At 74.6% G+C, this 25,290-nt stretch carries 22 protein-coding genes; 14 read left to right on the top strand and 8 right to left on the bottom strand.

Annotated features, from left to right (window positions below; translation table 11 throughout):
- Window positions 1–77 precede the first annotated feature (77 nt).
- Window positions 78–1,250 (bottom strand): FAD-dependent oxidoreductase, encoded by a 1,173-nt coding sequence (locus HLI28_RS07785; protein ID WP_171246949.1) that lies wholly within the window; start codon window positions 1,248–1,250, stop codon window positions 78–80.
- Window positions 1,251–1,422: 172 nt separating this feature from the next.
- On the opposite strand from HLI28_RS07785, the gene HLI28_RS07780 reads away from it, so the two are divergent.
- A complete protein-coding gene (locus HLI28_RS07780) occupies window positions 1,423–3,549 on the top strand; it encodes an alpha/beta fold hydrolase (RefSeq protein ID WP_171246948.1) in 2,127 nt (708 codons plus the stop codon).
- A gap of 21 nt (window positions 3,550–3,570) precedes the next feature.
- Here HLI28_RS07780 and HLI28_RS07775 read toward each other — a convergent pair whose 3' ends face one another.
- Entirely contained in the window at window positions 3,571–4,209 is a 639-nt protein-coding gene (locus HLI28_RS07775; RefSeq protein WP_171246947.1) for a TetR family transcriptional regulator, read from the bottom strand.
- A gap of 125 nt (window positions 4,210–4,334) precedes the next feature.
- Between HLI28_RS07775 and HLI28_RS07770 the strand changes: the two genes are divergently transcribed.
- Together HLI28_RS07770 and HLI28_RS15755 are read left to right on the top strand one after the other, a co-directional pair.
- The gene (locus HLI28_RS07770) at window positions 4,335–7,172 is read left to right on the top strand and encodes an efflux RND transporter permease subunit (protein WP_171246946.1); all 2,838 of its coding nucleotides are present in this window, start codon (window positions 4,335–4,337) and stop codon (window positions 7,170–7,172) included.
- Window positions 7,169–9,781, top strand: coding sequence for a YhgE/Pip family protein (locus HLI28_RS15755; protein WP_171246945.1), 2,613 nt, complete (start codon window positions 7,169–7,171; stop codon window positions 9,779–9,781). The genes HLI28_RS07770 and HLI28_RS15755 overlap by 4 nt, the downstream gene beginning before the upstream one ends.
- A 4-nt stretch (window positions 9,782–9,785) precedes the next feature.
- Here HLI28_RS15755 and HLI28_RS07760 read toward each other — a convergent pair whose 3' ends face one another.
- Complete coding sequence (locus tag HLI28_RS07760; protein ID WP_171246944.1) at window positions 9,786–10,019, bottom strand: hypothetical protein; 234 nt, start codon at window positions 10,017–10,019, stop codon at window positions 9,786–9,788.
- A gap of 125 nt (window positions 10,020–10,144) precedes the next feature.
- Here HLI28_RS07760 and HLI28_RS07755 point away from each other — a divergent pair, with 125 nt between their 5' ends.
- Complete coding sequence (locus HLI28_RS07755) at window positions 10,145–11,221, top strand: chymotrypsin family serine protease (protein ID WP_171246943.1); 1,077 nt, start codon at window positions 10,145–10,147, stop codon at window positions 11,219–11,221.
- A 19-nt stretch (window positions 11,222–11,240) separates the two neighbouring features.
- Here the strand turns inward: HLI28_RS07755 and HLI28_RS07750 are convergent, their stop codons facing one another.
- Together HLI28_RS07750 and HLI28_RS07745 are read right to left on the bottom strand one after the other, a co-directional pair.
- Window positions 11,241–11,987 (bottom strand): GntR family transcriptional regulator, encoded by a 747-nt coding sequence (locus tag HLI28_RS07750; RefSeq protein WP_171246942.1) that lies wholly within the window; start codon window positions 11,985–11,987, stop codon window positions 11,241–11,243.
- 69 nt (window positions 11,988–12,056) lie between these two features.
- Window positions 12,057–12,506, bottom strand: coding sequence for a PTS sugar transporter subunit IIA (locus HLI28_RS07745; RefSeq protein ID WP_171246941.1), 450 nt, complete (start codon window positions 12,504–12,506; stop codon window positions 12,057–12,059).
- A 140-nt stretch (window positions 12,507–12,646) separates the two neighbouring features.
- On the opposite strand from HLI28_RS07745, the gene ptsP reads away from it, so the two are divergent.
- Window positions 12,647–14,320, top strand: a complete 1,674-nt coding sequence (ptsP, locus tag HLI28_RS07740; RefSeq protein WP_171246940.1) for a phosphoenolpyruvate--protein phosphotransferase — start codon at window positions 12,647–12,649, stop codon at window positions 14,318–14,320.
- 12 nt (window positions 14,321–14,332) lie between these two features.
- Here ptsP and HLI28_RS07735 read toward each other — a convergent pair whose 3' ends face one another.
- Window positions 14,333–14,617, bottom strand: a complete 285-nt coding sequence (locus tag HLI28_RS07735; protein WP_171246939.1) for an HPr family phosphocarrier protein — start codon at window positions 14,615–14,617, stop codon at window positions 14,333–14,335.
- Window positions 14,618–14,747: 130 nt separating this feature from the next.
- Entirely contained in the window at window positions 14,748–15,584 is an 837-nt protein-coding gene (locus HLI28_RS07730; protein ID WP_171246938.1) for an aldo/keto reductase, read from the bottom strand.
- A gap of 59 nt (window positions 15,585–15,643) precedes the next feature.
- Here HLI28_RS07730 and HLI28_RS07725 point away from each other — a divergent pair, with 59 nt between their 5' ends.
- From HLI28_RS07725 to mnhG, 9 genes are all read left to right on the top strand, one after another.
- Window positions 15,644–15,865 (top strand): hypothetical protein, encoded by a 222-nt coding sequence (locus HLI28_RS07725; protein ID WP_171246937.1) that lies wholly within the window; start codon window positions 15,644–15,646, stop codon window positions 15,863–15,865.
- Between the two features lie 38 nt (window positions 15,866–15,903).
- Window positions 15,904–16,128 carry a hypothetical protein gene (locus HLI28_RS07720; RefSeq protein WP_171246936.1) on the top strand — a complete coding sequence of 75 codons (225 nt, stop codon included), beginning with the start codon at window positions 15,904–15,906 and terminating at the stop codon, window positions 16,126–16,128.
- 90 nt (window positions 16,129–16,218) lie between these two features.
- Complete coding sequence (locus HLI28_RS07715; protein ID WP_171246935.1) at window positions 16,219–18,207, top strand: thioredoxin-like domain-containing protein; 1,989 nt, start codon at window positions 16,219–16,221, stop codon at window positions 18,205–18,207.
- 82 nt (window positions 18,208–18,289) lie between these two features.
- Complete coding sequence (locus HLI28_RS07710) at window positions 18,290–21,166, top strand: Na+/H+ antiporter subunit A (RefSeq protein WP_171246934.1); 2,877 nt, start codon at window positions 18,290–18,292, stop codon at window positions 21,164–21,166.
- A complete protein-coding gene (locus tag HLI28_RS07705) occupies window positions 21,163–21,696 on the top strand; it encodes a Na(+)/H(+) antiporter subunit C (protein ID WP_171246933.1) in 534 nt (177 codons plus the stop codon). Before HLI28_RS07710 ends, HLI28_RS07705 begins: the two co-directional genes overlap by 4 nt.
- On the top strand, window positions 21,693–23,312 hold the full coding sequence (locus tag HLI28_RS07700) for a Na+/H+ antiporter subunit D (protein WP_171246932.1): 1,620 nt from the start codon (window positions 21,693–21,695) through the stop codon (window positions 23,310–23,312). Before HLI28_RS07705 ends, HLI28_RS07700 begins: the two co-directional genes overlap by 4 nt.
- Window positions 23,309–23,890 carry a Na+/H+ antiporter subunit E gene (locus tag HLI28_RS07695; protein ID WP_343035720.1) on the top strand — a complete coding sequence of 194 codons (582 nt, stop codon included), beginning with the start codon at window positions 23,309–23,311 and terminating at the stop codon, window positions 23,888–23,890. Before HLI28_RS07700 ends, HLI28_RS07695 begins: the two co-directional genes overlap by 4 nt.
- On the top strand, window positions 23,887–24,222 hold the full coding sequence (locus HLI28_RS07690; protein WP_171246931.1) for an MrpF/PhaF family protein: 336 nt from the start codon (window positions 23,887–23,889) through the stop codon (window positions 24,220–24,222). The genes HLI28_RS07695 and HLI28_RS07690 overlap by 4 nt, the downstream gene beginning before the upstream one ends.
- Complete coding sequence (mnhG, locus tag HLI28_RS07685; RefSeq protein WP_171246930.1) at window positions 24,219–24,599, top strand: monovalent cation/H(+) antiporter subunit G; 381 nt, start codon at window positions 24,219–24,221, stop codon at window positions 24,597–24,599. Before HLI28_RS07690 ends, mnhG begins: the two co-directional genes overlap by 4 nt.
- Before the next feature lie 18 nt (window positions 24,600–24,617).
- Here mnhG and HLI28_RS07680 read toward each other — a convergent pair whose 3' ends face one another.
- Window positions 24,618–25,262 carry an HAD family hydrolase gene (locus tag HLI28_RS07680; RefSeq protein WP_171246929.1) on the bottom strand — a complete coding sequence of 215 codons (645 nt, stop codon included), beginning with the start codon at window positions 25,260–25,262 and terminating at the stop codon, window positions 24,618–24,620.
- Window positions 25,263–25,290 lie beyond the last annotated feature (28 nt).

Here is a 25,290-nt window from a genome sequence, read left to right as displayed (position 1 = left end):
TGTCAACACAGGACCCGAACTTCACCCCCGAACCGTGATCGGCTCGTGACCTGGCGTGACGCCCTGCCGGGCGGTGCTCAGAACAGCTCGTCCAGCACCCGGGGGGCCAGGCCGAGCGCGGTCGTCGTGGCCAGACCGTCCGTGACGTTGACCGTGCGCACCCCGGGCAGCGGCTCGCCGAGGACGAACGGGTCCGCGGCGGGCGAGGTCCGGGCGCGGACGGGCTCCGTCGCCGTCCAGCGGCCCAGCACCGTCAGGGGCCCGGTGCCCAGCAGCTCGGCGGCCGCGGTCAGCAGCAGCCCGTCCACCGCCTCGGACCGTCCGGGCACGTCGGCGGGGGCCCGACCGTCCCCGACCACCACGGAGCCGTCCGCCCGGGCCTGCAGCGACAGGTGGATCTCGGCGGCCAGCACGTCCGGCCGGTGCCGGCGCCACCGGTCACGCACCTCACCGAGGGCGCGGGAGTGCCGGTAGGCGGTGTCGCGCAGCAGGGTCGTCCCGCCCAGGACGACCGGCCCGGTCGTGAGGCGTCCCCGGGCGGCGGCGTCGTCCGGCATCGGGGGCGCGACCCGCAGGAGCTGGCGGCGCACCGGCGTCAGCTCGGCGCCGACCTCCCAGCACAGCGAGCCGACGTCCTGCCCGACGGCGACCACGACGCGCTTGGCCACCACCTCGCCGCGGGAGGTGCGCACCAGGGTGCGGCCGCTGCCGGCGTCGAGGGTCTGGGCGGCGGTACGCCAGGCGACGTGGACCTGGGGCCGGGTCCCCAGCCAGTCGCTGACGGCCGCCAGCGCGGCGGGCGGGTCCAGGCGCAGGTCCAGCGGCAGCCAGGCGCCGCCGACGGCCCGCGTCACGGGGGTGCGGTCGGCGACGCTGCGGTGGTCCAGCAGCGTGGCGTCCCCGGCGCGCGCGGCGACCAGGTCGTCGAGGACGGCGAGCTCGTCCTCGTGCTGCGCGACGACGACGGCGCCGCTCTCGCGGACCCCGAACCCGGCGTCCCGGCCGAGCTTGAGCCAGCGTTCGCGGGAGGCGAGCGCGCAGGCCAGCGCCGTCGAGTCCTGGGTGGTGACGGCGACGTGCCCGCTGCGTCGTGCGGTGGAGCCGTCGGGACGGTCGGCGGCGTCGACCACCACCACCGAGCAGCCGCGGGCCTGGGCCTCGACGGCGTGCGCCAGACCCACGACGCCCGCACCGACGACGACGAGGTCGGCCTTGGCGGGCAACGGGGGCAGGGCGCTGTGGTGGTTCACGTCCAGAATCTGCCCGAGCCCGCGGGTGCCGTTCAAGGCGTGCGTGACCCCCTGAGCAGGAGTTCGACCACTGTTCACCGGCTGTTGGGGCGGACGTTCCCCCGGCGTCGTGCAGCGTCGTGAGCGCGCTCGTGCGGGCCGGGCGGGCCCGGCGTGTGGTAGACCCGGTGAGGTGACTCAGGACACCACCGCGGACACCCCGCAGACCCCCTTCGACGACCTCGACGACTACATCGCGCTCGGGCGGCTCGGCGGCCTGGCCCTCAGCGCCGACGGACGCCGGCTGGTGACGACCGTGCAGACTCTCGACCCGGACGGCACCGGCTACGTGTCGGCGCTGTGGGAGGTCGACCCGGCGGGGGAGCGCCCTGCCCGCCGGCTGACCCGCAGCACCCAGGGCGAGGCGGCCGCCGTGTTCACCGCCGGCGGTGACCTGCTCTTCACCTCGGCGCGCCCGGACCCCGAGACCAAGGACGGCGACGAGAAGAAGGCCGCGCTCTGGTCGCTGCCCGCGGCGGGCGGCGAGGCCCGCGTCGTGGCGACGGCGCCGGGCGGGGTCGGTGGTGTGCTCGCCGCCCGTGACGCCGACGTCGTCTCGGTCTCGGCGGCCGTGCTGCCCTCCGCGGAGGGTCTCGAGGCCGACGGCGAGCTGCGTGAGGCACGTCGTGACGCGAAGGTGAACGCCATCTGGCACACCGGCTACCCGGTGCGGCACTGGGACCACGACCTCGGACCGGACGCCCCGCGGCGTTACGCCTTCACGCTCGGCGACGTGGCCGAGGGCGAGCGGGCCGAGCTGCGCCAGCTCACCGGTCCCGGCCGGCAGCTCGAGGAGCACGACGCCGCGCTGTCCCCGGACGGGCGCACGCTCGTGACGACCTGGGCCGTGGCCGACCCCGGCGCGGCGCGACGCACCACGCTGGTCGCGGTCGACACCGTCTCGGGCGAACGCCGCACGCTGGTCGACGACCCGGACGCCGAGGTCGGCGGTCCGGCGGTGTCCCCCGACGGCCGCTGGGTCGCCTACGTCACCTCGACGATCACCTCGCCCACCGACCCCCCGGTGGTCCGCCTCGGCCTCGTGGCGCTGGACGGTACCGGCGAGCCCGAGGTGCTCGCCGACGACTGGGACCGCTGGCCGACGTCGGCCGCCTGGCTCCCCGACACGAGCGGCCTGGTCCTCACCGCCGACGAGGACGGCCGCGGCCCGGTCTTCCTGCTGACCTTCGACGGCGTCCCCGGCCAGGGCCCCGTGACCGTGGAGCGGGTGACGGCGGACGACGCCGTGCTCACCGACGTCCGCGTCGCCCCGGACGGCTCGGCGCTGTACGCGCTGCGGACGTCCTACGCGGCGCCCGCGGAGCCGGTGCGGGTCGACCTGGCGGCGTTCGTCGCCTCGGGCGCTCCGGGCGACCGCGAGCCCGTCGCCGCCGTCGTGCTGCCGTCGCCGGTGCCGGCCCCGGCCCTGCCGGGTCACCTGACCGAGGTGGAGACGACGGCGGCGGACGGCAGCAGGGTCCGCGCCTGGCTGGCCCTGCCGGAGGGGGCGTCGTCGGCGGACCCGGCGCCGCTGCTGCTGTGGATCCACGGCGGTCCCCTCGGTTCGTGGAACGCCTGGTCGTGGCGCTGGAACCCGTGGCTGATGGTGGCCCGCGGCTACGCGGTGTTGCTGCCGGACCCGGCGCTGTCCACGGGCTACGGCCAGGAGTTCGTCGCCCGGGGCTGGGGTGCCTGGGGGGACGCGCCGTACACCGACCTCATGGCGATCACGGACGCCACGGAGGCGCGGGAGGACGTCGACGCCACCCGGACCGCGGCCATGGGCGGCTCGTTCGGCGGGTACATGGCGAACTGGGTGGCCGGGCACACCGACCGCTTCCGGGCGATCGTCACGCACGCCTCCCTGTGGGCCCTGGACGGTTTCGGCCCGACGACGGACCACGCCTACTACTGGGCCCGGGAGATGACTCCCGAGATGCGCGACGCCCACAGCCCGCACCGGTTCGTCAAGGGCATCACCACCCCCGTGCTGGTGATCCACGGCGACAAGGACTACCGGGTGCCGATCGGCGAGGGCCTGCGCCTGTGGCGCGAGCTGCTGGCCGACTCGGGGCTGCCCGCCGCGGACGACGGCTCGACCGTGCACCGGTTCCTGTACTTCCCGGACGAGAACCACTGGATCCTGACCCCGCAGCACGCGAAGGTCTGGTACCAGGGCGTGCTGGCGTTCCTGGCCGAGCACGTGCTCGAGGTGCCGGCCGGGGAGGGCGACACCGTCCTGCCGACCACCCTCGGCTGAGGAACGACCTCCTCGTGGCGCCTACCGGGGCGTCACGAGGAGGTCGACCAGCTGTTCCAGGCGCGCCGTCGCCTGCTGCTCGGGCGGCGCGCCCAGGACCGCCGCCCGGGACCCGGCGTCCTCGACGCACATGAGCAGGTCGACGGCGGTCTGCGTGTCGACGGTGAACCGGAGACCGCACTGCTCCAGCAGGCGGTCGATGACCGTGGCGACCTCCCCGCGGAGGCGGTTCTGGTCGGCGACGTACTGCCGGGCGACCTCCGGGTCGCGCATGGCCATCAGCTCGAACTCGGCGTTCATCAGACGCCAGAGGCGGTGGTTCTCCTCGTCCAGCTCGAAGGCGAGCAGCACCTGCCGCACGGCCTCGCGGAACCCCTCGGGAGTGGCGACCTGCGCGGCGGCGATCTGCGGGCCGAGCCGTTCGAGCGCCTCGAGGTGGTCGCGTTCCTTGCGTTCCACCAGGGCGCGGAACAGCTCCTCGCGGGACCCGAAGTTCGAGTAGAACGCCCCGCGCGTGAACCCGGCGGCCTCGCAGATCGCCTCGATCGGGGTGGCGGCCACACCGTGCTCCGAGAACAGCGCGAAGGCGGCGTCGAGCAGGCGCTCACGCGTGCGCTCGCGGCGCGCGGAGCGCACGCTGGTGGCGGGCTCGGTCGTCACGGTGGTGGCCTCCTGGGTCCGGTGCAGGGTCCACTGTAGTCAGTACACCGGTGTATCCGATACAAACCCGTATCGGATACAGTGACGTATCGACAGCCCGTCGTCCATGTTCCGGGGAGTCCCGCGTGTCATCCGTCCTGTACTCGCTCGGCCGCTGGGCCGCCGGGGCCCGTCGGCTCGTCGTCGTCGCGTGGCTCGGGATCCTCGTGGTCACCGGGGCGGCCGGCGGCCTCCTCTACCAGGGGTTCGACAACTCGATCACGATCCCCGGCACCGAGGCGCAGCAGGCGCTCGACCAGCTCTCCGCGACGTTCCCCGAGGTCAGCGGAGCGTCCGCGCAGCTCGTCGTCGTCGCCCCGGAGGGCACGACGATCCAGGACGACGCCGTGCGGGAACCGGTGGAGGACGCCGCCGAGGAGATCGGCGAGCTCGACGAGGTCCGGGTCGTCAGCACGCCGTACGACGAGCAGCTGTCCGCCTCCGTCAGCGACGACGAGCGGGCGACCATCCTGCAGGTCCAGCTCGACGGCGACGTCTTCTCCATCAGCGACGCCACCAAGGAGGCGATGCACGACACCACCGACGAGCTGGCCGCGGCCCTGCCCGCCGGGTCGCAGGCATCCCTCGGCGGTGAGCTGTTCTCCCAGGAGCTGCCCGCGCTGAGCATCGTCGAGGCGATCGGCCTCGTCGTCGCGCTGGTCGTCCTCGTCCTCACGCTCGGCTCCTTCGTCGCCGCCGGGCTGCCGCTGGTCAACGCGCTCGTCGGCGTCGGCGTGTCGATGCTGCTGCTGCTCGCCGCCACCGTCTTCGGGCCGATCAACTCCACCACCCCGATGCTCGGGCTGATGCTCGGCCTCGCCGTCGGCATCGACTACGCGCTGTTCATCGTCTCGCGCCACCAGGAGCTGCTGCGCGACGGCGTCGACGTCCACGAGTCCGTCGCCCGGTCCACCGCCACCGCCGGCTCCGCCGTCGTGTTCGCCGGGCTGACCGTCATGATCGCGCTCGTCGGTCTGAGCGTCGCCGGGATCCCGTTCCTGTCGGTCATGGGTATCGCGGCGGCGGTCGCCGTCGGGTTCGCCGTCATCGTGTCGCTGACGCTCCTGCCGGCCGTGCTCGCCCTCGCCGGGGACCGGCTGCGCCCCCGGCCGAAGAAGTCCCGCGGTCGCCGCAGCAAGGCCGCGCCGGCACCTGTCGAGGGCGGTGCGACCGGCCACGAGAACCGGTTCTTCGCCGGCTGGGTGGCGGGCGTGACGAAGAGGCCCGTGGTGACGATCGTGCTCGTCGTCGTCGCGCTCGGGGCCCTCGCGTTCCCCGCCACGAACCTGCGCCTCGCGCTGCCCGACGCCGGCTACCTGCCCGAGGACAACGAGGCCCGGCAGACGTACGACCTGGTCGGGGAGTACTTCGGCGACGGGTTCAACGGACCGCTCATCGTCACCGGGTCGATCATCGAGTCCACGGACCCGCTGGGGCTCATGGACGACCTCGCGGCCGAGATCGAGGACCTCCCCGGCGTCGCCGACGTCCCCCTGGCCACCCCCAACCAGAGCGCCGACACCGGCATCATCCAGGTCGTGCCGACCGGTGCGCCGGACTCCGAGGAGACCAAGGCGCTGGTCGACGAGATCCGCTCGATGCACGACTACTGGATCGACGAGTACGGCGTCGACCTGTCGGTCACCGGGTTCACCGCCGTCGGGATCGACGTCTCGGACAAGCTCGGGCAGGCGCTGCTGCCGTTCGCGTTCGTGGTCGTCGGCCTGTCGCTGCTGCTGCTCATGATGGTGTTCCGCTCGATCTGGGTGCCCGTCAAGGCGACCGTCGGCTACCTGCTCAGCGTGGGCGCGGCGTTCGGCGCTGTCGCCCTCGTCTTCGAGAACGGCCTGTTCGCCGACGCGCTGCACGTGACCAAGCAGGGTCCCGTCATCAGCTTCATGCCGATCATCCTCATGGGTGTGCTGTTCGGGCTGGCCATGGACTACGAGGTCTTCCTCGTGTCCCGCATCCGGGAGGACTTCGTCCACAACGGCCGGCGGGCCCGGCGGGCGGTGCACACCGGTTTCCAGGGCGCCGCGAAGGTCGTCACCGCGGCCGCGATCATCATGTTCAGCGTCTTCGTGGCGTTCGTCCCCGAGGGCGACATGTCCCTCAAGCCGATCGCGCTCGGACTGGCGGTCGGTGTGGCCGTCGACGCCTTCGTGGTGCGGATGGTCCTCGTGCCCGCCGTCCTCGCCCTGCTCGGCGACCGCGCCTGGTGGATCCCGCGCTGGCTCGACCGGACCCTGCCGACCTTCGACGTCGAGGGCGAGGGCATCGCCCGCGAGCTGCGGCTCGCCCCGTGGCCCGGGCCGCGGGACGACGGCCGGCAGGACGCCGTCGTCGCGCACGAGGTCACCGTCGCCGGCCCGCACGACCGCCCCGGCGGGGCGCCGCTGGTGGGCCCCGTCAGCGTCCGGGTCCCCGAGGGCGGAGCCCTCGCCGTGCACGGGGACGCCACGGCCGCGGTCAACGCCCTGCTCCTGGCCTTCGCCGGCCGCATCCACCCGGACCAGGGCGCGGTGAAGACCGCCGGGTACGTGCTGCCGGAACGGGCACCGGCGGTCCGGTCGCGCGTGGCCGTGGTCGACGCCTCGGACGGCGGGGCCGCCGGGGCCGTCACCGAGGCGGTGCGCCAGGGCACGCGTCTCCTCGTCGTCGACCGCACCGACGTCGTCGCCGACCGCGCCGCCCGCGAATCGCTCGCGCACGCACTGTCCGCCGCCGCGGCCGCGGGCACGACCCTGCTGGTCGGCTCGACCGGCGTCGCGGCCACCGACCTGCTCCCCGACGGCACCCCCGTGCTCGACGTCGGCGCCGGCTGGGGCGCCCCGAGCACCCTGCGCGGCGGGGAGGCCCCGCCGCCACCCCCCTCCGACCAGCAGGCCGAGCACACCTACGACCCCGAGGAGGTCCGGGCATGAACCGCGTCAGGCAGAACCCGTGGGCGGTCGCAGCGGTCGTCCTGCTCCCCGTGCTCGTGCTGGGCATCCTGCTCGCGTCCCTGTGGAACCCGGTCGACCGGCTCGACACGGTGCCCGCAGCGATCGTGAACGACGACGAGCCCGTCGAGGTCGACGGGCAGACCGTCCCGCTCGGCCGCCAGCTCGCGGCCGGTCTGGTCGGCGGGGCCGAGGACTCCGACGTCAACTACGACTGGACCCTCACCGACACCGAGCACGCCGCCGAGGGGCTGGACGACGGCACGTACGCCGCCGTGGTGACCATCCCCGAGGACTTCTCGGCCGCCGCGACGTCGTTCGGGTCCGACGACCCCGCCGAGGCGCGGCAGGCGACGATCGACATCTCCACACCGCCCGGCGGCCGCGTCGTGGACGACGCCCTCGCCCGCATCGTGGCGACGACGGCCACCACGATCATGGGGTCCTCGCTCACCGAGACGTACGTCGACAACGTGCTCGTCGGGTTCAACGACCTCTCCGACGGCATCGGCGAGGCCGCCGACGGCGCGAACCAGCTCGCCGACGGGGTCGACGAGACCGCGTCCGGTGCCGACGACCTGGCCGACGGGGCGGAGCAGTACGCCGACGGTGTCGACCAGTACGCCGCCGGCGTGGGCGAGGCCGCGGACGGTGGGTTCTCGTTGGCGGCGGGGGCGAACCAGTTCGCCTCGGGTGTCGGGCAGGCGGCGGACGGTGGGTTCTCGCTGGCGGCGGGGGCGAACCAGTTCGCCTCGGGTGTGGGCGAGGCCGCGGACGGCGGGTTCTCGCTGGCGGCGGGGGCGAACCAGTTCGCCTCGGGTGTCGGGGAGGCCGCCGACGGCGGCTTCGCGCTGGCCGACGGCGCCGACCAGTACGCGGCCGGTGCCGGGCAGGCCGCCACGGGAGCGGACGAGCTCGCGGCGGGGGCCGACCAGTACGCCGCAGGGGTGGCCGCGGCGGCCACGGGCGCCGAGGAGCTGGCCACCGGTGCCCGGCAGGTCGCCGGGGGCACGGAGGGGCTCGCCGCCGGTCTGCACGAGAGCGCCGCCGGCGCGGACGAGCTGGCTGCCGGGACCACGGAGCTGGCGACGGGCGCCGAGGAGCTCGCCTCCGGTGCGGGTGACCTGGCGAGCGGCCTCGAGACGCTCGCGGCCGAGGCCGCCCCGCTGCCGGACGGGATCGTGACGGCCGGGACCTCCGCGCAGGACCTAGCCGACGCGCTCGGCGCCTACATCGCGTTCGACTGCGGCGCCGACCCGACGAGCGCGGCATGCCAGGAGGTCCCCACGCTCCCCGAGATCCAGGCGGGGATGGCGGCTCTGGGTGACGGTCTGGTCGCGCAGGCCGGACAGCCGGGCACCGAGACCAGTGCTCCGACCGGCCTCTTCGCCCTCACCGCGGGCATCGCCGCGTCGAGCGACGGCGCGGACCAGCTCGCGTCGGGCGCGGACGAGCTCGCGGCCGGCACGGGCGAGGCGGCCGACGGGGCGACGGCGCTCGCCGACGGTCTCGACCAGCTCTCCGCCGGTGCGGACGAGCTCGTCGTGGGGACCGACGGCGTGGCGACCGGTGCTGCCGAGCTGGCGTCCGGCGTCGGGCAGCTCGACACGGGAGCGCAGGAGCTGGCGACCGGGGTGAACGAGCTGGCGACCGGCGTGAACCGGCTCGACGCCGGTGCGCAGGAGCTGGCCTCGGGGGTGAACGGGTTTGCCTCGGGGGTGGGGCAGCTGGACTCGGGTGCGCAGGAGCTGGCCTCGGGGGTGAACGGGTTCGCCTCGGGGGTCGGGCAGCTCGACTCGGGCGCCCAGCAGCTCGCCGCCGGCGCCGACGGCGTGGCCGACGGTTCCGGACAGCTCGCCGACGGCGTCGACCAGCTCGCCTCGGGCGCCGACGACCTCGCCGTGGGCCTCGACGAGGCCGCCGAGGGCATCCCGACCTACTCGGACGACGAACGGGAGAACCTCGCGGGTGTCGTCGCCGACCCGGTCTCCGCGCCGGGGGTCGACGACCTGTCGACCGGTGCGACCGGACCGCTGTTCGCCGTCGTCGCCCTCTGGCTGGGGGCGCTCGGGCTGATGACCGTGTACCCGCCCGTCGCCGCGCACGCCCTCGGCTCCACCCGGTCGTCGGCGCGGCTCGCCCTGGAGGCGCTGGCGCTCCCGGCGGCGATCGGTGCCGGGACCGGGGCGCTCGTCGGCGGCATCCTCGCCGCCGTCGAGGGTGCGTCCCTGCTCGGCTGGGTCGGGGCGGTCCTCGTCGGGGTGCTGGTGTCGGTGTGCTTCGTCGCCGCCCACCTGGGCTTCCTCGGCTGGCTCGGCCACGTCGGCCGCGGCATCAGCCTGCTGATGGCGGTGCTGCTCATCGGCACCGGGGTCGTGGCCACCGTGCCCGACGTGCTCGTCTCGCTGGTGGAGTTCCTGCCGACCGGTGCCGGCCGGGACGCCTTCGCCGCCGTGCTGCTGCCCGCGGTGGACGGCCTGGGCATCGCGCTGACCGGACTGGTGCTGTGGACCCTCGTCGGTCTCGGGCTGGGGGTCGCCGCGGCGGCACGTGCGCGGCGGACGCGGGTCTCGGCGCTGCTGCGCGCCTGACGGGTCAGTGCGAGACGTGGTGCCGCGACGGCTCCTCGGACGCGGGGTCCCGCGTCCAGGAGGCGGCGAACAGGTTGCCGGTGGCCTCGCGCCACCGCGCGACCAGTGCCGCGTCGGCCTGCCAGCGGGCGCTGCGGTCGAGCAGCGTCACCTGGCGGTAGTCGCGCAGCGCCACCAGGTCGTGGCTCAGCGCCCAGCGCACCGCGGCGCGGACGTCGGTGACCGTGGGGTTCCTCACACCAGGGGAGAGGGACCCGACCGCGGTTCATGACGTGATCGGGCCATCTTTTTCGGATCGACCCCTCCGGGGCTGCGCGGCGTGCCCGGCGAGCCCCTCGCCGCGCGGTGGGCCAGACTCGCCGCATGGATCTGACCCAGGCGCGTGCGATCAAGGCCCAGCTCACCGACTACGCCCGTGACCTGGCGGGACGGTACGGGGTGGCCGTCGGACCACGCGCTGCCGGGACGGTTTCGGCACCGGACCTGGTGCGGGCCCCCACCCTCGCGATCGGGCTGGCGCCGGCGGAGCACGAGGGCGAGTACGAGATCGCCGTGCGCTACCGGCTGGGGCTGCCCGCCGCGCGCGCGGTGGTCCGCAAGATCGCCGCCGAGGCCGGGCAGGCGCCCGACGTCCGCCGCACCGGCCGCATCCGACGGCTCGCGCCCGGGTTGCGCGGCACTCCGCGGGAGACCGGTCTCGGTCCGCAGCCCCCGGTCGCGACCGCCCTCGCCGTCGGCGAGACGGGTCGGGTGCGCCCCCTGCGTCCCGGGGTGTCGATCGCGCACGTCGACGTCACCGCCGGCACGCTCGGCGCGTTCGTCGTCCCGGACGCCTCGTGCGCCGGTGCCGCGGTCGAGCTGCCCGGGGACGCGGAGTCGGTGTACGCGCTGTCGAACCGGCACGTGCTCGACGGCGTCCCGGGGGACGGCGTGCTGCAGCCCGGCCCGGCGGACGGCGGCCGCGCCCCTCACGACCTCGTCGGGTCCGTGGCGGCGGTGGTCCCCCTGACCGAGGGAGAGCGCGCCACGGTGGACGCCGCCGTCGCGCTGCTCGACCGGCCCGAGATCGACCCGACCTACCCCGTGGGTGCGGTGTCGACGACGGCGGAGGCGCTGCCGGGCGACCTCGTCGAGAAGATCGGGCGGACCACCGGCCACACCCACGGGCGCGTCAGCGCCGTCGAGATGGACGACGTCCTGGTGGGGTACGGCCCCGAGCTCGGACTGCTCGCGTTCGACGGCCAGATCGAGGTCGAGTCGACCGGCACCGGGCCGTTCTCCCGGGGTGGCGACTCCGGGTCCCTGGTCTACCGCACCGACGCCACCGCCCTGGGCCTGCTGTTCGCCGGGTCGGAGACCGGAGGGCCGAACGGGACGGGCCTGACCTACGTCAACCCCATCTCGGCCGTCCTCGACGGGCTCGGCGTGCGCCTGGTGTGAGGTGCCGGGCCGCTGCGGGTCAGGCCCACACCGGGACGGGGGAGCGGGCTTCGCCCAGCGGCACGAACACGCTGTACCGGTCGCCGCGGTAGGAGAACCGCGAGTGGATCAGCGGCGTCTGGTCGACGTAGGTGCGGCGCTCGATGCGCATGACGGCGTGCGTGCCGGTCATGGCGAGCAGCCGGCGCTCGGTGGGGGTGGCGTCCGCGGCCGTGATGGTCTCGTCCCCACCGGTCGGTGCGTGGCCGCGCCGACGCAGCTCGGCGTCCAGGCTCTCCGGCACGCCGTGGGCGAGCAGGTCGGGGGCGAGGTGCGCCGGGATCCAGGCGTCCTCGACGGCCCAGGGCTCGTCGTCGGCGCTGCGCACCCGCAGCACGCGGTGGGCGTCGTCGCCGGGGCGGATCGCCAGGAGGTCCGCCACGGGGGCCGGGCACGGCGTGGTCGAGGCCTCCAGCACCTGCGACCCGGGTGTCATGCCGCGGCGGCGCACCTCCTCGCCGAACGTCGTCAGCCGCATCTCGAGGTCGGCGGGCGGCGGGGCGACGAACGTCCCGCGGCCCTGCGCCCGCTCCAGCAGCCCGTCGGCGACCAGGGCGTCGATCGCCTGGCGGACCGTCATGCGCGAGACGCCGAAGCGGTCCCCGAGCGCCCGCTCGGACGGGATCGCGTCGCCCACGGCGAGGTGGTCCACCAGCTCGGCCAGGTAGGCGCGGACCACGCGGTACTTCTGACCGGTGCCGGTCCGGCCGGCGGGGCGCGTCGCCATCGTCGAGTCGAGTCCTCCCTGACCACGCCGGACGGGGACCGGCTCGTTCCCGGCCCAGTCTGCCACCGGTCAGCGGGCCGCCAGGAGCGGGTCCCCGGGCACGACGGCGGTGCCGGGGGCGACCCGTGGTTCCACCTGCTCCGGGTCCGCCTCCAGGAGCACCACGGGGCAGACGGCCGCCCGGCCGCCGTCGCGGACCGCCGCCGGGTCCCACTCCACCAGGAGCTGCCCGGTCACCACCTCGTCCCCCTCGGCGACGTGCAGGGTGAACCCCGCGCCGCCGAGCTGGACGGTGTCGATCCCCAGGTGCACCAGCACCGCCGGTCCGTCCGCGGCCTGCACGACGAAGGCGTGCGGGTGCAGCTTGACGATCCGCCCGTCCACCGGGGAGACCACCTCGGTCCCCTCGGGCTCGACGGCCGTGCCGGGACCGACGAGCCCGGCGGAGAACACCGGGTCCGGGACCTCGCGGACGTCGACCACGGTGCCGGCGACGGGAGAGCTGACGATCAGGGGCATCGGGGGTCCTCCGAGGAGTCGTGGGCCGTGACGGACGTGATCCTTGACACAGAGTGCCTCATCCGACAGCGTGCCAGGCACAGCAGGATCGGAGACGCGACCGCGCGGCACCGGTGGGGCGGACGGAGGTCACGGCAGCGATGAGCACGACTCTCACGGGTGCGCCCGTCAGTCCGGGCAGGGCGGCGGGCCCCGCGGCCACCATGCCTCCGCCCGTGCCCGAACCCCGTACGACGCGTCTGGAGGGCGAGGGCGTCGAGGCGGCCGTCGCCCAGCTCACGGCCGCCGCCCGGGCGGTCCGCGACGAGCTGACCGACCGGGCCGGCCGCGCCACCGGCACCGCGGCCGACCTCCTCGCCGTCACCGCGGCGATGGCGGCCGACCCCGCCCTGGTCGCCGACGGCGAACGGCGCATCCGCACCGACCACCTCACCCCGGAGCGTGCGATCTGGGACGCCGCGCGCGGGCTGATCAAGCAGTTCGAGAAGCTCGGGCCCCCGCTGGCGGAGCGCGCCCGGGACGTGCGCGACGTGCGGGACCGCATCGTCGCCGAGCTCATCGGCGTCCGCCCGCCCGGGGTGCCGCAGCTCGACCACCCGTTCGTCCTGGTCGGTGAGGACCTCGCCCCGGCGGACACCGCCACGCTCGACCCCGAGGTGGTGCTCGGCGTCGTGACCAGCGGCGGCGGGCCGACCTCGCACACCGCGATCCTCGCCCGGGCACTCGGGATCCCCGCCGTCGTCGCGGTCCGCGGCGCCGAGGCGATCGCCGACGGCGACACGGTGCTGCTGGACGGGGCGGCCGGCGTCGTCGTCCTCGACCCCGACCCCGACACCGTGGCGGCCGCGCAGCAGCACGAGGCGGAACGCCGCGCGTTCGACGGGACCGGACGCACCGCCGACGGCACCCGCGTCGAGCTGCTCGCCAACGTGGCCGACCCCGCCGGGGCCCAGGCCGCGCTGGAGGCCTCCGCCGAGGGGGTCGGGCTGTTCCGCACCGAGTTCTGCTTCCTGGGCCGCAGCACCGAGCCCGGGGTGTCCGAGCAGGTCGCCGCCTACCGCCAGGTGCTGTCCGCGTTCCCGCGGCGCAAGGTCGTGGTCCGCACCCTCGACGCCGGTGCCGACAAGCCGCTGCCGTTCGTCACCGCCGACGGCGAGCCCAACCCGGCCCTGGGCGTGCGCGGGCTGCGCACGGCCTCGTCACGGCCCGGCGTGCTGGAGCGGCAGCTGCAGGCGATCGCGGCCGCCGCCGAGGCCGAGAACGCCGAGGTGTGGGTGATGGCGCCGATGGTCGCCACCGCGGGCGAGGCCGCCGACTTCGTCACGCTGTGCGAGCAGCACGGGCTGCGCCACGCCGGGGTCATGGTCGAGGTGCCCGCCGCGGCGCTGCGGGCCGCCGACGTCTTCGCCCACGCCGCCTTCGGGTCGGTGGGCACCAACGACCTCATCCAGTACACGATGGCCGCCGACCGCATGCTCGGCGAGCTCGCCGCGTTGTCCACCCCGTGGCAGCCGGCGGTGCTGGAGCTGATCCGCGCGACCTGCGAGGGGGCGGCCCGGCACGGCCGACCCGTCGGGGTCTGCGGGGAGGCCGCCGCGGACGCCACCCTGGCCCCCGTGCTCGTCGGTCTGGGCGTGCGGTCGCTGTCGATGACGCCCCGGGCGCTCGCGGACGTCGCGGCGGTCCTGCAGCGGGTCACCGACGCCGAGTGCGTGGAGCTGGCGCGGCTGGCGCTGGCCGAGGACGACCCGATGGAGGCGCGCAACGCGGTGCGGGACGCCATCCGCCCGGTGCTGGTCGACCTGGGTCTGTGACGCTCGGACAGGTCAGCCCGGCTCCGGGTCGGACAGGAACTCCTCGAGGGTGTCCAGGACCGCCGTGGCGGTCTCCTCGTCCTCACCGTGCCCGCCGGCGTCGACCGACAGCGTCACCGACGTGCCGGCGTCGGCCCCCAGCGTCATCACGGCCAGGATGCTGGCGGCGTCCACGGGGTCCCCGCCCTCCCGGGCGATCCGGACCGGGACGGGCTGGGAGGCCGCGAGGCGGGTGAACAGTGCGGCCGGCCGGGCGTGCAGCCCTTCGCGGATCGCGACGACGGTGTGGCGTTCCATGACGTCATTCTGCCCGTCAGCGCCCCGCCCGGCCGCCCGACCCCGCTGTGGGCATGAAATCTGCAGGCGCCGACGGGTCCGCGCCTGCAGATTTCATGCCCACAGCGGGCAGGGAGCGGTGGGGAGGGGGTCAGCGGTCGGTGCGGTTCTCCGTGTCCGGGTGGGAGCCGATCCGCTCGCCCCGGTCCAGGGCGGTGATCGCCGCGACCTCGTCGTCGCTGAGCGTCAGGTCCACGGCCTGCAGGTTCGAGGCGATGCGCGACGGCGTCACGGACTTGGGGATGACGACGACGCCGCGGGCCAGGTGCCAGGCGAGCACCACCTGGGCCGGGGTCGCGTCGTGCTCCTGCGCGATCCGCGCGATCGCCGGGTCCTCCAGCGCCTTGCCGCGGCCGAGCGGCGACCACGCCTCGGTGGTGATGCCGTGGCTCTCGTCGAAGTACCGCACGTCGGAGTTCGTGAACCAGGGATGCATCTCGATCTGGTTCACGGCCGGCACGATCGTCGCCTCGTCGAGCAGGGTGCGCAGGTGCGTCGGCTGGAAGTTCGACACGCCGATCGCCCGCGCCCGCCCGCTGCGCAGGATCTCCTCCAGGGCGCGCCAGGCCTCCAGGTAGCGGCCGACGGCGGGCAGCGGCCAGTGGATGAGGAACAGGTCCACGAACTCGAGCTGCAGCTCGGACAGCGTGCGGTCGAACGAGGCCAGGGCGTCGTCGTAGGCGTGGTTGGCGTTGTTGAGCTTGCTGGTCACGAAGACCTCGCCCCGGTGCAGCCCGGAGGCCGCGATCGCCTCGCCCACACCACGTTCGTTCCGGTACATCTGCGCGGTGTCGATGTGCCGGTACCCGGCCTCGAAGGCGTGCAGCACCGCCTCGCGCGTCTCGTCGTCGTTGATCTTGTACGTCCCGAAACCGACCTGCGGGATGGGGACGCCGTTGTTCAGGGTCACGGTGGGAATCGTCGTCACCCGCCCATCGTGGCACTGCAGCGCGCCGCGGGGGAGAATGGGACCAGGAGGTGTTGGCCATGGCCACGATCGAGCAGGCCCGAGCCGCCAAGGGTGCGCTGCGGGAGAAGGTCGCCCAGGTCGACGGCGTGTGCGGGGTGGGTCTGGCCCAGCGGGGCGACTCCCACGACTGGGTGCTGCAGGTGAACGTCACCACCGTGCGGGCGCGCAAGGACGTGCCGCCCGACGTCGAGGGCGTCCCGGTCCGGGTGCACGTCGTGGGGGCCGTCCAGGCGCTCTGAGGCGGATCGTGTCGGTGTCGGTGCCTACGGTGCTGGTCATGCACGATTCCGAGCCGGCGCTGTTCACGACGGAGCAGGCGATGCGCAACGTCAAGCCACGTGTCCAGGCGGCCGTCGCCCAGGGTTCCTTCCTGGCGGTGCACGAAGCCCAGGCCGCTGGCGCGAGCGAGGAGATGAAGGCCGCGATCCCGGCGTCGTACGCGCGCGCCTGGAGCGAGATCGATGCCTTCCTCGACCAGCGGGCCGGAGACATCGACGCGTAGTCGCGCCGAGCCCCGGCCACTCCACGGAGCCTGGCGTCCCGGTGTGCGGTCACCTCGTCGCGATCGCGCCTCCGCGGGGACAATGGGGCGGTGAGCACCACCCCCACCCTCCCGAAGGTCCGCGCGTCCGAGCTCGTCGGCCGCGGCTGGCTGAACACCGGCGGCCGTGAGCTGAAGCTCGCCGACCTGCGCGGCAAGATCGTCGTGCTGGACTTCTGGACGTTCTGCTGCCTGAACTGCCTGCACGTCCTCGACGAGCTCCGTGAGCTCGAGGAGGCGCACCGCGACGTCCTGGTGATCGTCGGCGTGCACTCGCCGAAGTTCGCCCACGAGGCCGACCCGGAGGCCCTCGCGGCGGCCGTCGAGCGGTACGACGTGCGCCACCCCGTGCTGGACGACCCGGAGCTCGTGACCTGGGACGCCTACACCGCCCGGGCGTGGCCCACGCTCGTGGTCGTGGACCCGCAGGGGTACGTCGTCGCGCAGATGGCCGGTGAGGGGCACGCGTCCGCGGTCGCGGCGCTGGTGCGCGAGCTGGTCGCCGAGCACGAGGCCAAGGGCACCCTGCACCGCGGGGACGGCCCGTACGTGGCGCCGACGCCGGAGCCCACGACGGTGCGGTTCCCCGCGGCGGCGGTGGAGCTCCCGGGCGGGAACCTGCTGGTGGCCGACGCCGGGCACCACGGGCTGGCGGAGCTCGCGCCCGACGGCGAGACGCTGGTACGACGCATCGGCTCCGGCGAGCGGGGGCTGGTCGACGGCGGTCCCGCTCCCGACGGCACGCACGCCGCGCGGTTCAGCGAGCCGAACGGGCTGTGCCTCGTGCCGGACGCGCTGCGCGACCGGCTGGGCTACGACGTCCTGGTGGCGGACACGGTCAACCACACGCTGCGCGGTGTCCACCTGGAGTCGGGTGAGGTGTACACCGTGGCCGGGACCGGCCGTCAGTACATGGTCGGCGGCCACGAGAACGTGGAGGTCCCGGGCGAGCAGCCGCGGGCCCACGTGTCCGACGAGGAGCTCGCGGCGACCACCGTCCGGCTCTCCTCCCCGTGGGACGTGGCGTGGTCGGAGCCGCTGTCCGCCTTCGTGGTGGCCATGGCCGGCAACCACACGCTGTGGGTGTTCGACCCGGTGGCGTCCGACGGGGACGGCAGCCTGCGCCTGCTGGCGGGCACGATGAACGAGGGCCTCGAGGACGGCCCGGGCGCGGCGGCGTGGTTCGCCCAGCCCTCGCGGCTCGCCCCCACGCTCGACACGGACCGCCGGCCCGACGGAGGGTTCTGGCTCGCCGACGCCGAGACGTCCGCGCTGCGCCGTGTCACGCCCGCGGGAGCCGCGGACGTCGACGTGAGCACCGCCGTCGGGCAGGGCCTGTACGACTTCGGGCACCGGGACGGTACTGCCGCCGAGGCGCTGCTCCAGCACCCGCTGGGTGTCGCCACGCTGCCGGACGGTTCGGCCGTCGTGGCCGACACCTACAACGGCGCGCTGCGTCGGTACGACCCGCGCTCGGGGGAGGTCACCACGCTCGCCACCGGGCTCGCCGAACCCAGCGACGTGCTCGTCCAGGAGGGCGAGGGCCGGGTGCACCTGCTCGCCGTGGAGTCCGCGGCGCACCGCCTGACCCGGGTCGCGCTGCCCGCCGACCTCGTCGGCCGGGTCCTCGACGGCGGCGCGCACCGCGTCGCCCGCGAGGCCACGGAGATCGCCGGGGGCACGGTCCGTCTCGAGGTGCCGTTCACCCCGGCACCCGGGCAGAAGCTCGACGACCGGTTCGGGCCGTCCACCGAGCTGCGCATCAGCGCCACGCCGCCGGAGCTGCTGCTCGACGGGGCCGGCGACGGCACCGACCTGGTGCGTGACCTGCGCATCGACCCCGCGGTCGCCGAGGGCGTGCTGCACGTGACGGCGAAGGCGGCCTCCTGCGACCTGCCGCCGCAGGACGCCGTCCTCGGCCCGGACGGTGAGCCGGAGGACTTCTTCCCCGCCTGCCACCTCGCCCAGCAGGACTGGGGCGTCCCCGTGACGGTCACGGCCGACGGCGCCGCGACGTTGACGCTGCCGCTGCGCGGCTGACCCGGGCCCGTCGCGTCTGCCGGGACGGCGGCGCCGTCCCCGGTTAGAGTCATGTCCCCGCCCCACGACCGGACGGAGCGCCGTGCTGGCAGTCCTGCTCCTGACCTTCGCGCTGGCCGTGGCGGCGCCCGCTCTGGTGGCGCTGCTGGGTCGGCGGGCGTTCTGGGTGCTCGCGGTCGGGCCCGCGGCCGCGGCGGGCTACGCCCTGGCGAGCACCCGGGCGGTGCTCGACGGCGACCCACCGGTCACGAGCATCCCCTGGGTACCCGGCCTGCACCTGACCATCGACCTGCGGCTCGACGCCCTCTCCTGGCTCCTGCTGCTCGTCGTCGGCGGCGTCGGTGCCCTGGTGCTGCTGTACTGCTCGGCGTACTTCTCCCGCGATGCCTTCGGTACGGGACGCTTCGCCGGCACGCTGACCGCGTTCGCGGGCGCGATGATGGGCCTGGTCATCGCCGACGACCTCCTGCTGCTGTTCGTCTTCTGGGAGCTGACCACGGTCTTCTCCTACCTGCTGATCGGCCACTACGCCGACCGCAAGGCCTCCCGGCGGGCCGCGATGCAGGCCATCGTCGTCACGACCGCCGGTGGGCTGGCCATGCTCGTCGGCCTCATCGTGCTCGGGGTGTCGACCGGCACCTGGCGCGTCTCCGAGGTCGTCGTGGACCCGCCCACGGGCACCGCGGCCGTCGTGGCGTCGCTCTGCCTCGTCGCCGGTGCCGCCACGAAGTCGGCGCTCGTGCCGTTCCACTTCTGGCTCCCGGCCGCGATGGCGGCCCCCACCCCGGTCTCGGCCTACCTGCACGCCGCGGCGATGGTGAAGGCCGGCGTCTACCTCGTGGCGCGGTTCGCCCCGGGCCTGTCCGGGGAGCCGGTCTGGCGCTGGTCGGTCGTCTCGCTGGGCGCGGCGACGCTGCTCCTCGGCGGCTACCGGGCGCTGCGCCAGCACGACCTCAAGCTCGTGCTCGCCTTCGGCACGGTCTCCCAGCTCGGGCTGCTCGTGCTGCTGCTCGGGCTCGGCACCCGCGCCGCGGCGCTCGCCGGGCTCGCCCTGCTCGGTGCCCACGCCCTGTTCAAGGCGGCGCTGTTCCTGGTCGTCGGGGTCGTCGACGTCGCCACCGGCACCCGCGACCTGCGCCGTCTGTCCGGCCTGTGGAGAGCCATGCCCGTCACCGCGGCGGCGGGACTGCTCGCCACGGCGTCGATGATCGGGCTGCCGCCGTTCGCCGGGTACGTGGCCAAGGAGGCGGCCCTGGAGGGGCTCTGGCACGACGCGACCCACGGGGCGGGCGGCCTCGAGGTCGCCGCGCTCGTCGCGGTCGTCGTCGGGTCGATCCTGACCGTGGCGTACGGGCTGCGGTTCTGGTGGGGGGCGTTCGGCACCAAGGGCTCCCTGCCCGACGGCGGTGCCCCGGCGGTGCCGCACCGCCGCCAGCCGGCGCTGCTGGTCGCGCCGCCGGCCGCGCTCGCGCTCGGCGGGCTGTTCGTCGCGCTCGTGCCGTCCGTCGGCGAACGGGTGCTGTCACCCTTCGCCGACACCTACCCGAGCGGTGACCCCGGGAAGCTCGTGCTGTGGGGCGGGTTCACGCCGGCACTGGTGACCTCCGTGCTGGTGCTCGCCGTCGGCGCCCTGCTCTTCGGGCAACGGGTCCGTGTGGAGCGCTGGCAGGCGTCCCTGCCGTCACCGCGCGGCGCCGACCTCGTCTACCGCCGGTCGATGCGCCGGCTGGACGACCTGGCGGCGGACGTCACCGGAGCCACGCAGCGCGGCTCGCTGCCGTTCTACCTCGGCATCGTGCTGGTCGTGCTGGCGGTCGCCCCGGGGGCCGTGATCCTGTCGGGCCTGCTCACCGGCACCACGGTCGCCGTCGACGTCGTGCCGTGGGACCGGCCCGCACAGGCAGCCGTGGTGGCGATCGTGGCCGTGGCGTCCGTGCTCGCGGCGCGGGCCCGGCGTCGGCTGAAGGCGGTCGTCCTGGTCGGTGTCGCGGGGTACGCCAACGCCGCGCTGTTCCTGCTGCACGGGGCTCCCGACCTGGCGCTGACCCAGGTCCTGGTGGAGACGGTCACCCTGGTGGTGCTGGTCCTCGTCCTGCGCCGGATGCCGCCGTACTTCACCGACCGGCCGCTCACCGCCAGCCGGTGGGTGCGGGTCGTCCTCGGCGTCACGACGGGCGTCGTGATGATGGGACTCACCCTCGCGGCCCCGCTGGCCCGGGTGCAGCCCCCCATCAGCGTGGACTTCCCCGCCGAGGCGGTGGAGTACGGCAGCGGGGACAACATCGTCAACGTCACGCTGGTCGACATCCGGGCCTGGGACACCGTCGGCGAGCTGTCCGTGCTGCTCGTGGCGGCCACCGGCGTGGCGTCGCTGGTCTTCCTGCGGCAGCGCAGCGGTGCGGTGCTGCGGCTGTCGCGCGCCCCGGGGGCGGACTCCGGGGAGCGCAAGGAGTGGCTGGCCGCCGGCCGCACGCTCGCCCCCGAGCGACGGTCGGTCATGTTCGAGGTCGTGACCCGGCTGGTCTTCCACGCCATGATCGTCTTCGCGCTGTTCCTGCTGTTCAGCGGGCACAACGCGCCGGGCGGGGGGTTCGCGGCGGGGCTGGTCGTGGGCATCGCGCTGGCGGTGCGCTACCTCGCCGGCGGCCGGTACGAGCTCGGTGAGGCGATGCCCGTCCCACCGGGCCTGCTGCTGGGGACCGGGCTGTTCCTGTCGGCCGGCGTCGGCCTCGGGGCTCTTCTGATCGGGCAGGAGGTGCTGGAGAGCTTCACCTTCGACTTCCACGTCCCGCTGCTGGGCAAGGTGCACCTGGTGACCTCCCTGTTCTTCGACGTCGGCGTGATGCTCCTCGTCGTCGGGCTGGTCCTGGACGTCCTGCGCACGCTCGGCGCCGAGATCGACCGGCAGGGCGAGCTGCCCGAGAACGTCGTCGCCGTCGCGGGGGAGGAGTCGCGGTGATCGTCCTGGAGAACACCCCCTCGGCCGTGCTGGTCCTCGCCGTCGGCGTGCTGTGCGGCACGGGCGTCTACCTGCTGCTCGAGCGGCCGCTGACGCGGATCCTGCTCGGGTTCATCCTGATCAGCAACGGCGTCAACCTCATGCTGCTGGTCGCGGGCGGCCGGGCGGGCGCGTCGCCGATCGTGGGCAGCTCCGACGAGCCGATGAGCGACCCGCTGGCGCAGGCGATGACGCTCACCGCGATCGTCATCACCCTGGGCCTGACCGCGTTCATCCTGGCGCTCGCCTACCGGTCGTGGCAGCTGCACGGCCACGACGAGGTCGCCGACGACGTCGAGGACCGCCGGGTCGCGCGGCACGCCGCGCTCAACGCCCCGGCCTACGAGGACGCGGACGCGGACGAGACCGGCCAGACGCTCGACGAGGAGGCCGCCGCGGTGCACGACGACGTCGCCGGTGACGAGGCCCCCGGTGAGGAGGCCCCCGGCGACGACACCTCCGACGTGACGACACCGGGGGAGGCGCGATGAGCTGGATCCCCGCGGCCTGGGGGCCGGAGACCCTCGTCCCGCTGCCGGTGCTGGTGCCGCTGTTCGCGGCCGGTCTCACCCTGGCGCTGCACCGCTACGCCAACGTCCAGCGCACGATCTCGGTCGCGGCGCTGGTCGCCTCGACCCTGGCCTCCGTGGGCCTGGTCCTCGCGGCCGACGCCGGTCCCGTCGTCGTGGACGTGGGCGGCTGGGCCGCCCCGGTCGGCATCGCCCTGGTCGCGGACCGGCTCGCCGCCCTGATGCTCACCGTCAGCGGCGTGATGCTGCTCTGCGTCCTGCTGTACTCGCTCGGTCAGGGCGTGCCCGAGAACGAGGCGGAGACGGTCGACGAGGCCCGCGTCGGCGGGGCGATCCCGGTGGCCATCTTCCACCCCACCTACCTGGTGCTGGCCGCCGGCGTCTCCAACGCTTTCCTCACCGGTGACCTGTTCAACCTCTACGTCGGGTTCGAGATCCTGCTCGCCGCGTCGGCGGTGCTGCTCACGCTCGGTGGCACGGCCGAACGGGTGCGGGCCGGGTCGGTGTACCTCATCGTGGCGCTGGCCTCCTCGGTGCTGTTCCTCTCGGCGATCGCGCTGATCTACGCCGCCACGGGCACCGTCAACATGGCCCAGCTCGCCGTGCGCCTGCCCGAGATCGACGACACGGTCCGGGTCGCGCTGCAGCTCCTGCTCCTGCTGGCGTTCGGGATCAAGGCGGCGGTGTTCCCGCTGTCGTTCTGGTTGCCGGACTCCTACCCGACGGCCCCCGCCCCGGTCACGGCCGTGTTCGCCGGGCTGCTCACCAAGGTCGGCGTGTACTCGATCCTGCGCACGCAGACGCTGATCTTCCCGGACAGCCCCGTGGTCGACCAGATCCTCCTCGTGGTCGCCCTGGCCACCATGGTCATCGGCATCCTGGGTGCGGTGGCCCAGAACGACGTCAAACGTCTGCTGTCGTTCACGCTGGTCAGCCACATCGGGTTCATGATCTTCGGCATCGCGCTGGCGTCCGAGGCGGGGACCGCCGCGGCGATCTTCTACGTCGTGCACCACATCTCCGTCCAGACGGCCCTGTTCCTCGTGGTGGGGCTGGTCGAGTGGCGGGGCGGGTCGACGTCCCTGGACCGGCTCGGCGGCCTGGCGAAGCTCGCCCCGCTGCTGGCGGTGCTGTTCTTTGTCCCGGCCCTCAACCTCGCGGGTATCCCGCCGCTGTCCGGGTTCCTCGGCAAGGTCGGGCTGCTCACCGAGGGCGTCCGGATCGGCACCCCGTTGGCCTGGGCGCTGGTGGTCGGTTCGGTCGCCACCTCGCTGCTGACGCTCTACGCCGTGGTCAAGGCGTGGAACAAGGCGTTCTGGCAGACCGCGCCCGCCGAGATCCCCGAGCACGCGCCGATGCCGCGCACGATGGTGTGGCCGGCCGCCGCCCTGGTGACCTTCGGGCTGTCGCTGACGGTGGTCGCCGGTCCGCTGTACGGGTACGCGGACCGCTCCGCGGCGACGACCATGGACGGGTACACCTACATCGAGGCGGTGTACCCGGGTGGGTCCGACCGCGGCACGGGACAGTCCGCCGACGTCACGGACGCGCAGACCGAGGGGGGTGACGGGCCGTGAACGACTCGGCGGAGACGACCCTGCGCGCCCGGGCCGGCCGCGTGGCCGCGCAGTGGCCCGCGCTGGCCGGCCTCACGGTGGTCTGGGTGCTGCTGTGGGGCGACCTGTCCTGGGCCAACGTGCTCGGCGGGCTGGCGCTGGGCGTGCTGGTCGTCGTCGCCCTGCCCCTGCCGCCGATCCCGTCGCGCTGGACCATCCGTCCGGGCCCCGCCCTGGGGCTCCTCGGACGTTTCGTCGTCGACCTCGTGGTGGCGTCGTTCAACGTCGCATGGATCGCGATCCGCCCGGGCCCGGCCCCGCAGGCCGCGGTCGTGCAGGTGCGGCTGCGCAACCCGGAGGACGTCTTCCTGACCACCACCGCCGTGCTCTCCACGCTGGTGCCGGGGACGCTGGTGGTCGAGACCGAGCGGGACACCGGTCTGCTGTCCGTGCACGTGCTGGACATCGACAGCTCCGGCGGGCCCGACGGGGTCCGCGACTACCTGCTCGACCTGGAGGACCGCGTGCTGCGCAGCTTCGCGCCGCGCGACGTGCTCGACCGGTGCCGGGCGCAGGACGGGACGGAGGCGCACCCATGATCGTCGTCGTCGTGCTGGCCGCGGTGATGGTGGCCGCCGCCGCGCTGCTGGCGCTCGTGCGTCTCGAGCGGGGCCCGTCGATGCTGGACCGCGCGCTGGGGCTCGAGCTGCTCGCGGCGGCCCTGGTCGGGGTGGTGGCGATCGAGGCCGCCTGGACCCGGCGGACCGAGACCATCCCGATCCTCGTGGCGATGTCCCTGGTCGGTTTCGTCGGGTCGGTCGCCATCGCCCGGTTCGCCGCACGGGAGCCGTCGGCCGTCCGGCGCCGAGCCGCCGACGACCCCGACTCCGTGCCGGGCGAGGCCCCCGAGGCCGAGGAGGGGGACCGATGACCGAGGTCGACCCGGGGTTCTGGACGACGCTCGCCGACGTCGTCGCGGGCGTGAGCCTGCTCGCCGGGGCGTTCCTCACGCTCGCCGCGGCGGTCGGCGCCGTGCGCTTCGACTCGCTGCTCGGTCGGATGCACGCGGTGACCAAGCCGCAGGTGCTGGGACTGATCCTGCTGCTGCTGGGGCTCGCGCTGCGGGTGCGCAGCTGGTCGGCGGTGACGATGCTCGCGCTCGTGGTCGTCTTCCAGCTCGCGACCGCGCCGGTGGCCGCCCACCTGGTCAGCCGGGCGGGTTTCCGGACCGGGAAGATCGACGAGGACGCGTTGGTGCCGAACGAGATGGAGCACGACGCGGCCGCAGCGCCTCCGGACCGGGACTGACCGGAGCCGGCGACGGCGTCAGCGGGTCAGGAGCCCGACCAGCTCCGCGAGCGAGTCGACGACGTCGACCCGTGCGGCCTCCGGTCGGGTCGCGTGCCAGTAGCCCCACGGTCCGCGACGGACCAGCACGGGCCGCATCCCGGCGTCGGCGGCGGGGAGCACGTCGTTGTCGAGGCGGTCGCCCACGTAGGCGATGTCCGAGGCCGCGTGCCCGGCCAGCTCGGCGACGCGGTCGAAGAAGGCCGGCGCGGGTTTCTCCACGCCCCACTCGTCGGAGGTGCGGATGGCGTCGACGGGCAGGTCCATGGCCTCGAGCGCTGCCCGGGCCTGCGGAGGCTGGTTCCCGGCGACGACGACGGCGAGCCCGGCGTCGCGCAGCGCGGACAGTGCGGGACGGACGTCGTCGTACAGGTCGTCGGCGTCGAAGTTCTCGCGGAGTCCCGTGGGGTCCTCGGCGGCCCAGCGGGCCATCTCGGCGGAGAGGTCGAGGCCCGGCCGGACGAGCTCGAAGGCCTCGACGAGCGGCCGGTCCGCCGCGGCGCAGGCGCCCACGAGGCCCAGGAACGTGCCCCGCGGCACGTCGAGCCGGTCGGCCCACCGGGAGAAGATCCTGGTCTCGTCGATCAGGGTCTCCCCGACGTCGAACACCACCGCGCGCACCATGGCACCGAGGGTAGCCGCCTCCGACCGG

This window comes from Isoptericola sediminis, from assembly GCF_013085345.1.
In the GTDB taxonomy this organism is placed as follows: Bacteria; Actinomycetota; Actinomycetes; order Actinomycetales; family Cellulomonadaceae; genus Isoptericola; species Isoptericola sediminis.
The sequence above is the reverse complement of the archived record's forward strand: the minus strand, read 5'-3'. Positions and strand labels throughout refer to the sequence as shown.

What these genes read in the sequence shown, in the direction of transcription:
- HLI28_RS07725 (WP_171246937.1), top strand. Translation starts at nt 15,644, where the DNA reads ATGGCCACGATCGAGCAGGCCCGAGCCGCCAAGGGTGCGCTGCGGGAG.
- HLI28_RS07690 (WP_171246931.1), top strand. Translation starts at nt 23,887, where the DNA reads ATGATCGTCGTCGTCGTGCTGGCCGCGGTGATGGTGGCCGCCGCCGCG.
- HLI28_RS07745 (WP_171246941.1), bottom strand. Translation starts at nt 12,506, where the DNA reads ATGCCCCTGATCGTCAGCTCTCCCGTCGCCGGCACCGTGGTCGACGTC.
- HLI28_RS07680 (WP_171246929.1), bottom strand. Translation starts at nt 25,262, where the DNA reads ATGGTGCGCGCGGTGGTGTTCGACGTCGGGGAGACCCTGATCGACGAG.
- ptsP (WP_171246940.1), top strand. Translation starts at nt 12,647, where the DNA reads ATGAGCACGACTCTCACGGGTGCGCCCGTCAGTCCGGGCAGGGCGGCG.
- mnhG (WP_171246930.1), top strand. Translation starts at nt 24,219, where the DNA reads ATGACCGAGGTCGACCCGGGGTTCTGGACGACGCTCGCCGACGTCGTC.
- HLI28_RS07735 (WP_171246939.1), bottom strand. Translation starts at nt 14,617, where the DNA reads ATGGAACGCCACACCGTCGTCGCGATCCGCGAAGGGCTGCACGCCCGG.
- HLI28_RS07755 (WP_171246943.1), top strand. Translation starts at nt 10,145, where the DNA reads ATGGATCTGACCCAGGCGCGTGCGATCAAGGCCCAGCTCACCGACTAC.
- HLI28_RS07720 (WP_171246936.1), top strand. Translation starts at nt 15,904, where the DNA reads ATGCACGATTCCGAGCCGGCGCTGTTCACGACGGAGCAGGCGATGCGC.
- HLI28_RS07750 (WP_171246942.1), bottom strand. Translation starts at nt 11,987, where the DNA reads ATGGCGACGCGCCCCGCCGGCCGGACCGGCACCGGTCAGAAGTACCGC.
- HLI28_RS07700 (WP_171246932.1), top strand. Translation starts at nt 21,693, where the DNA reads ATGAGCTGGATCCCCGCGGCCTGGGGGCCGGAGACCCTCGTCCCGCTG.
- HLI28_RS15755 (WP_171246945.1), top strand. Translation starts at nt 7,169, where the DNA reads ATGAACCGCGTCAGGCAGAACCCGTGGGCGGTCGCAGCGGTCGTCCTG.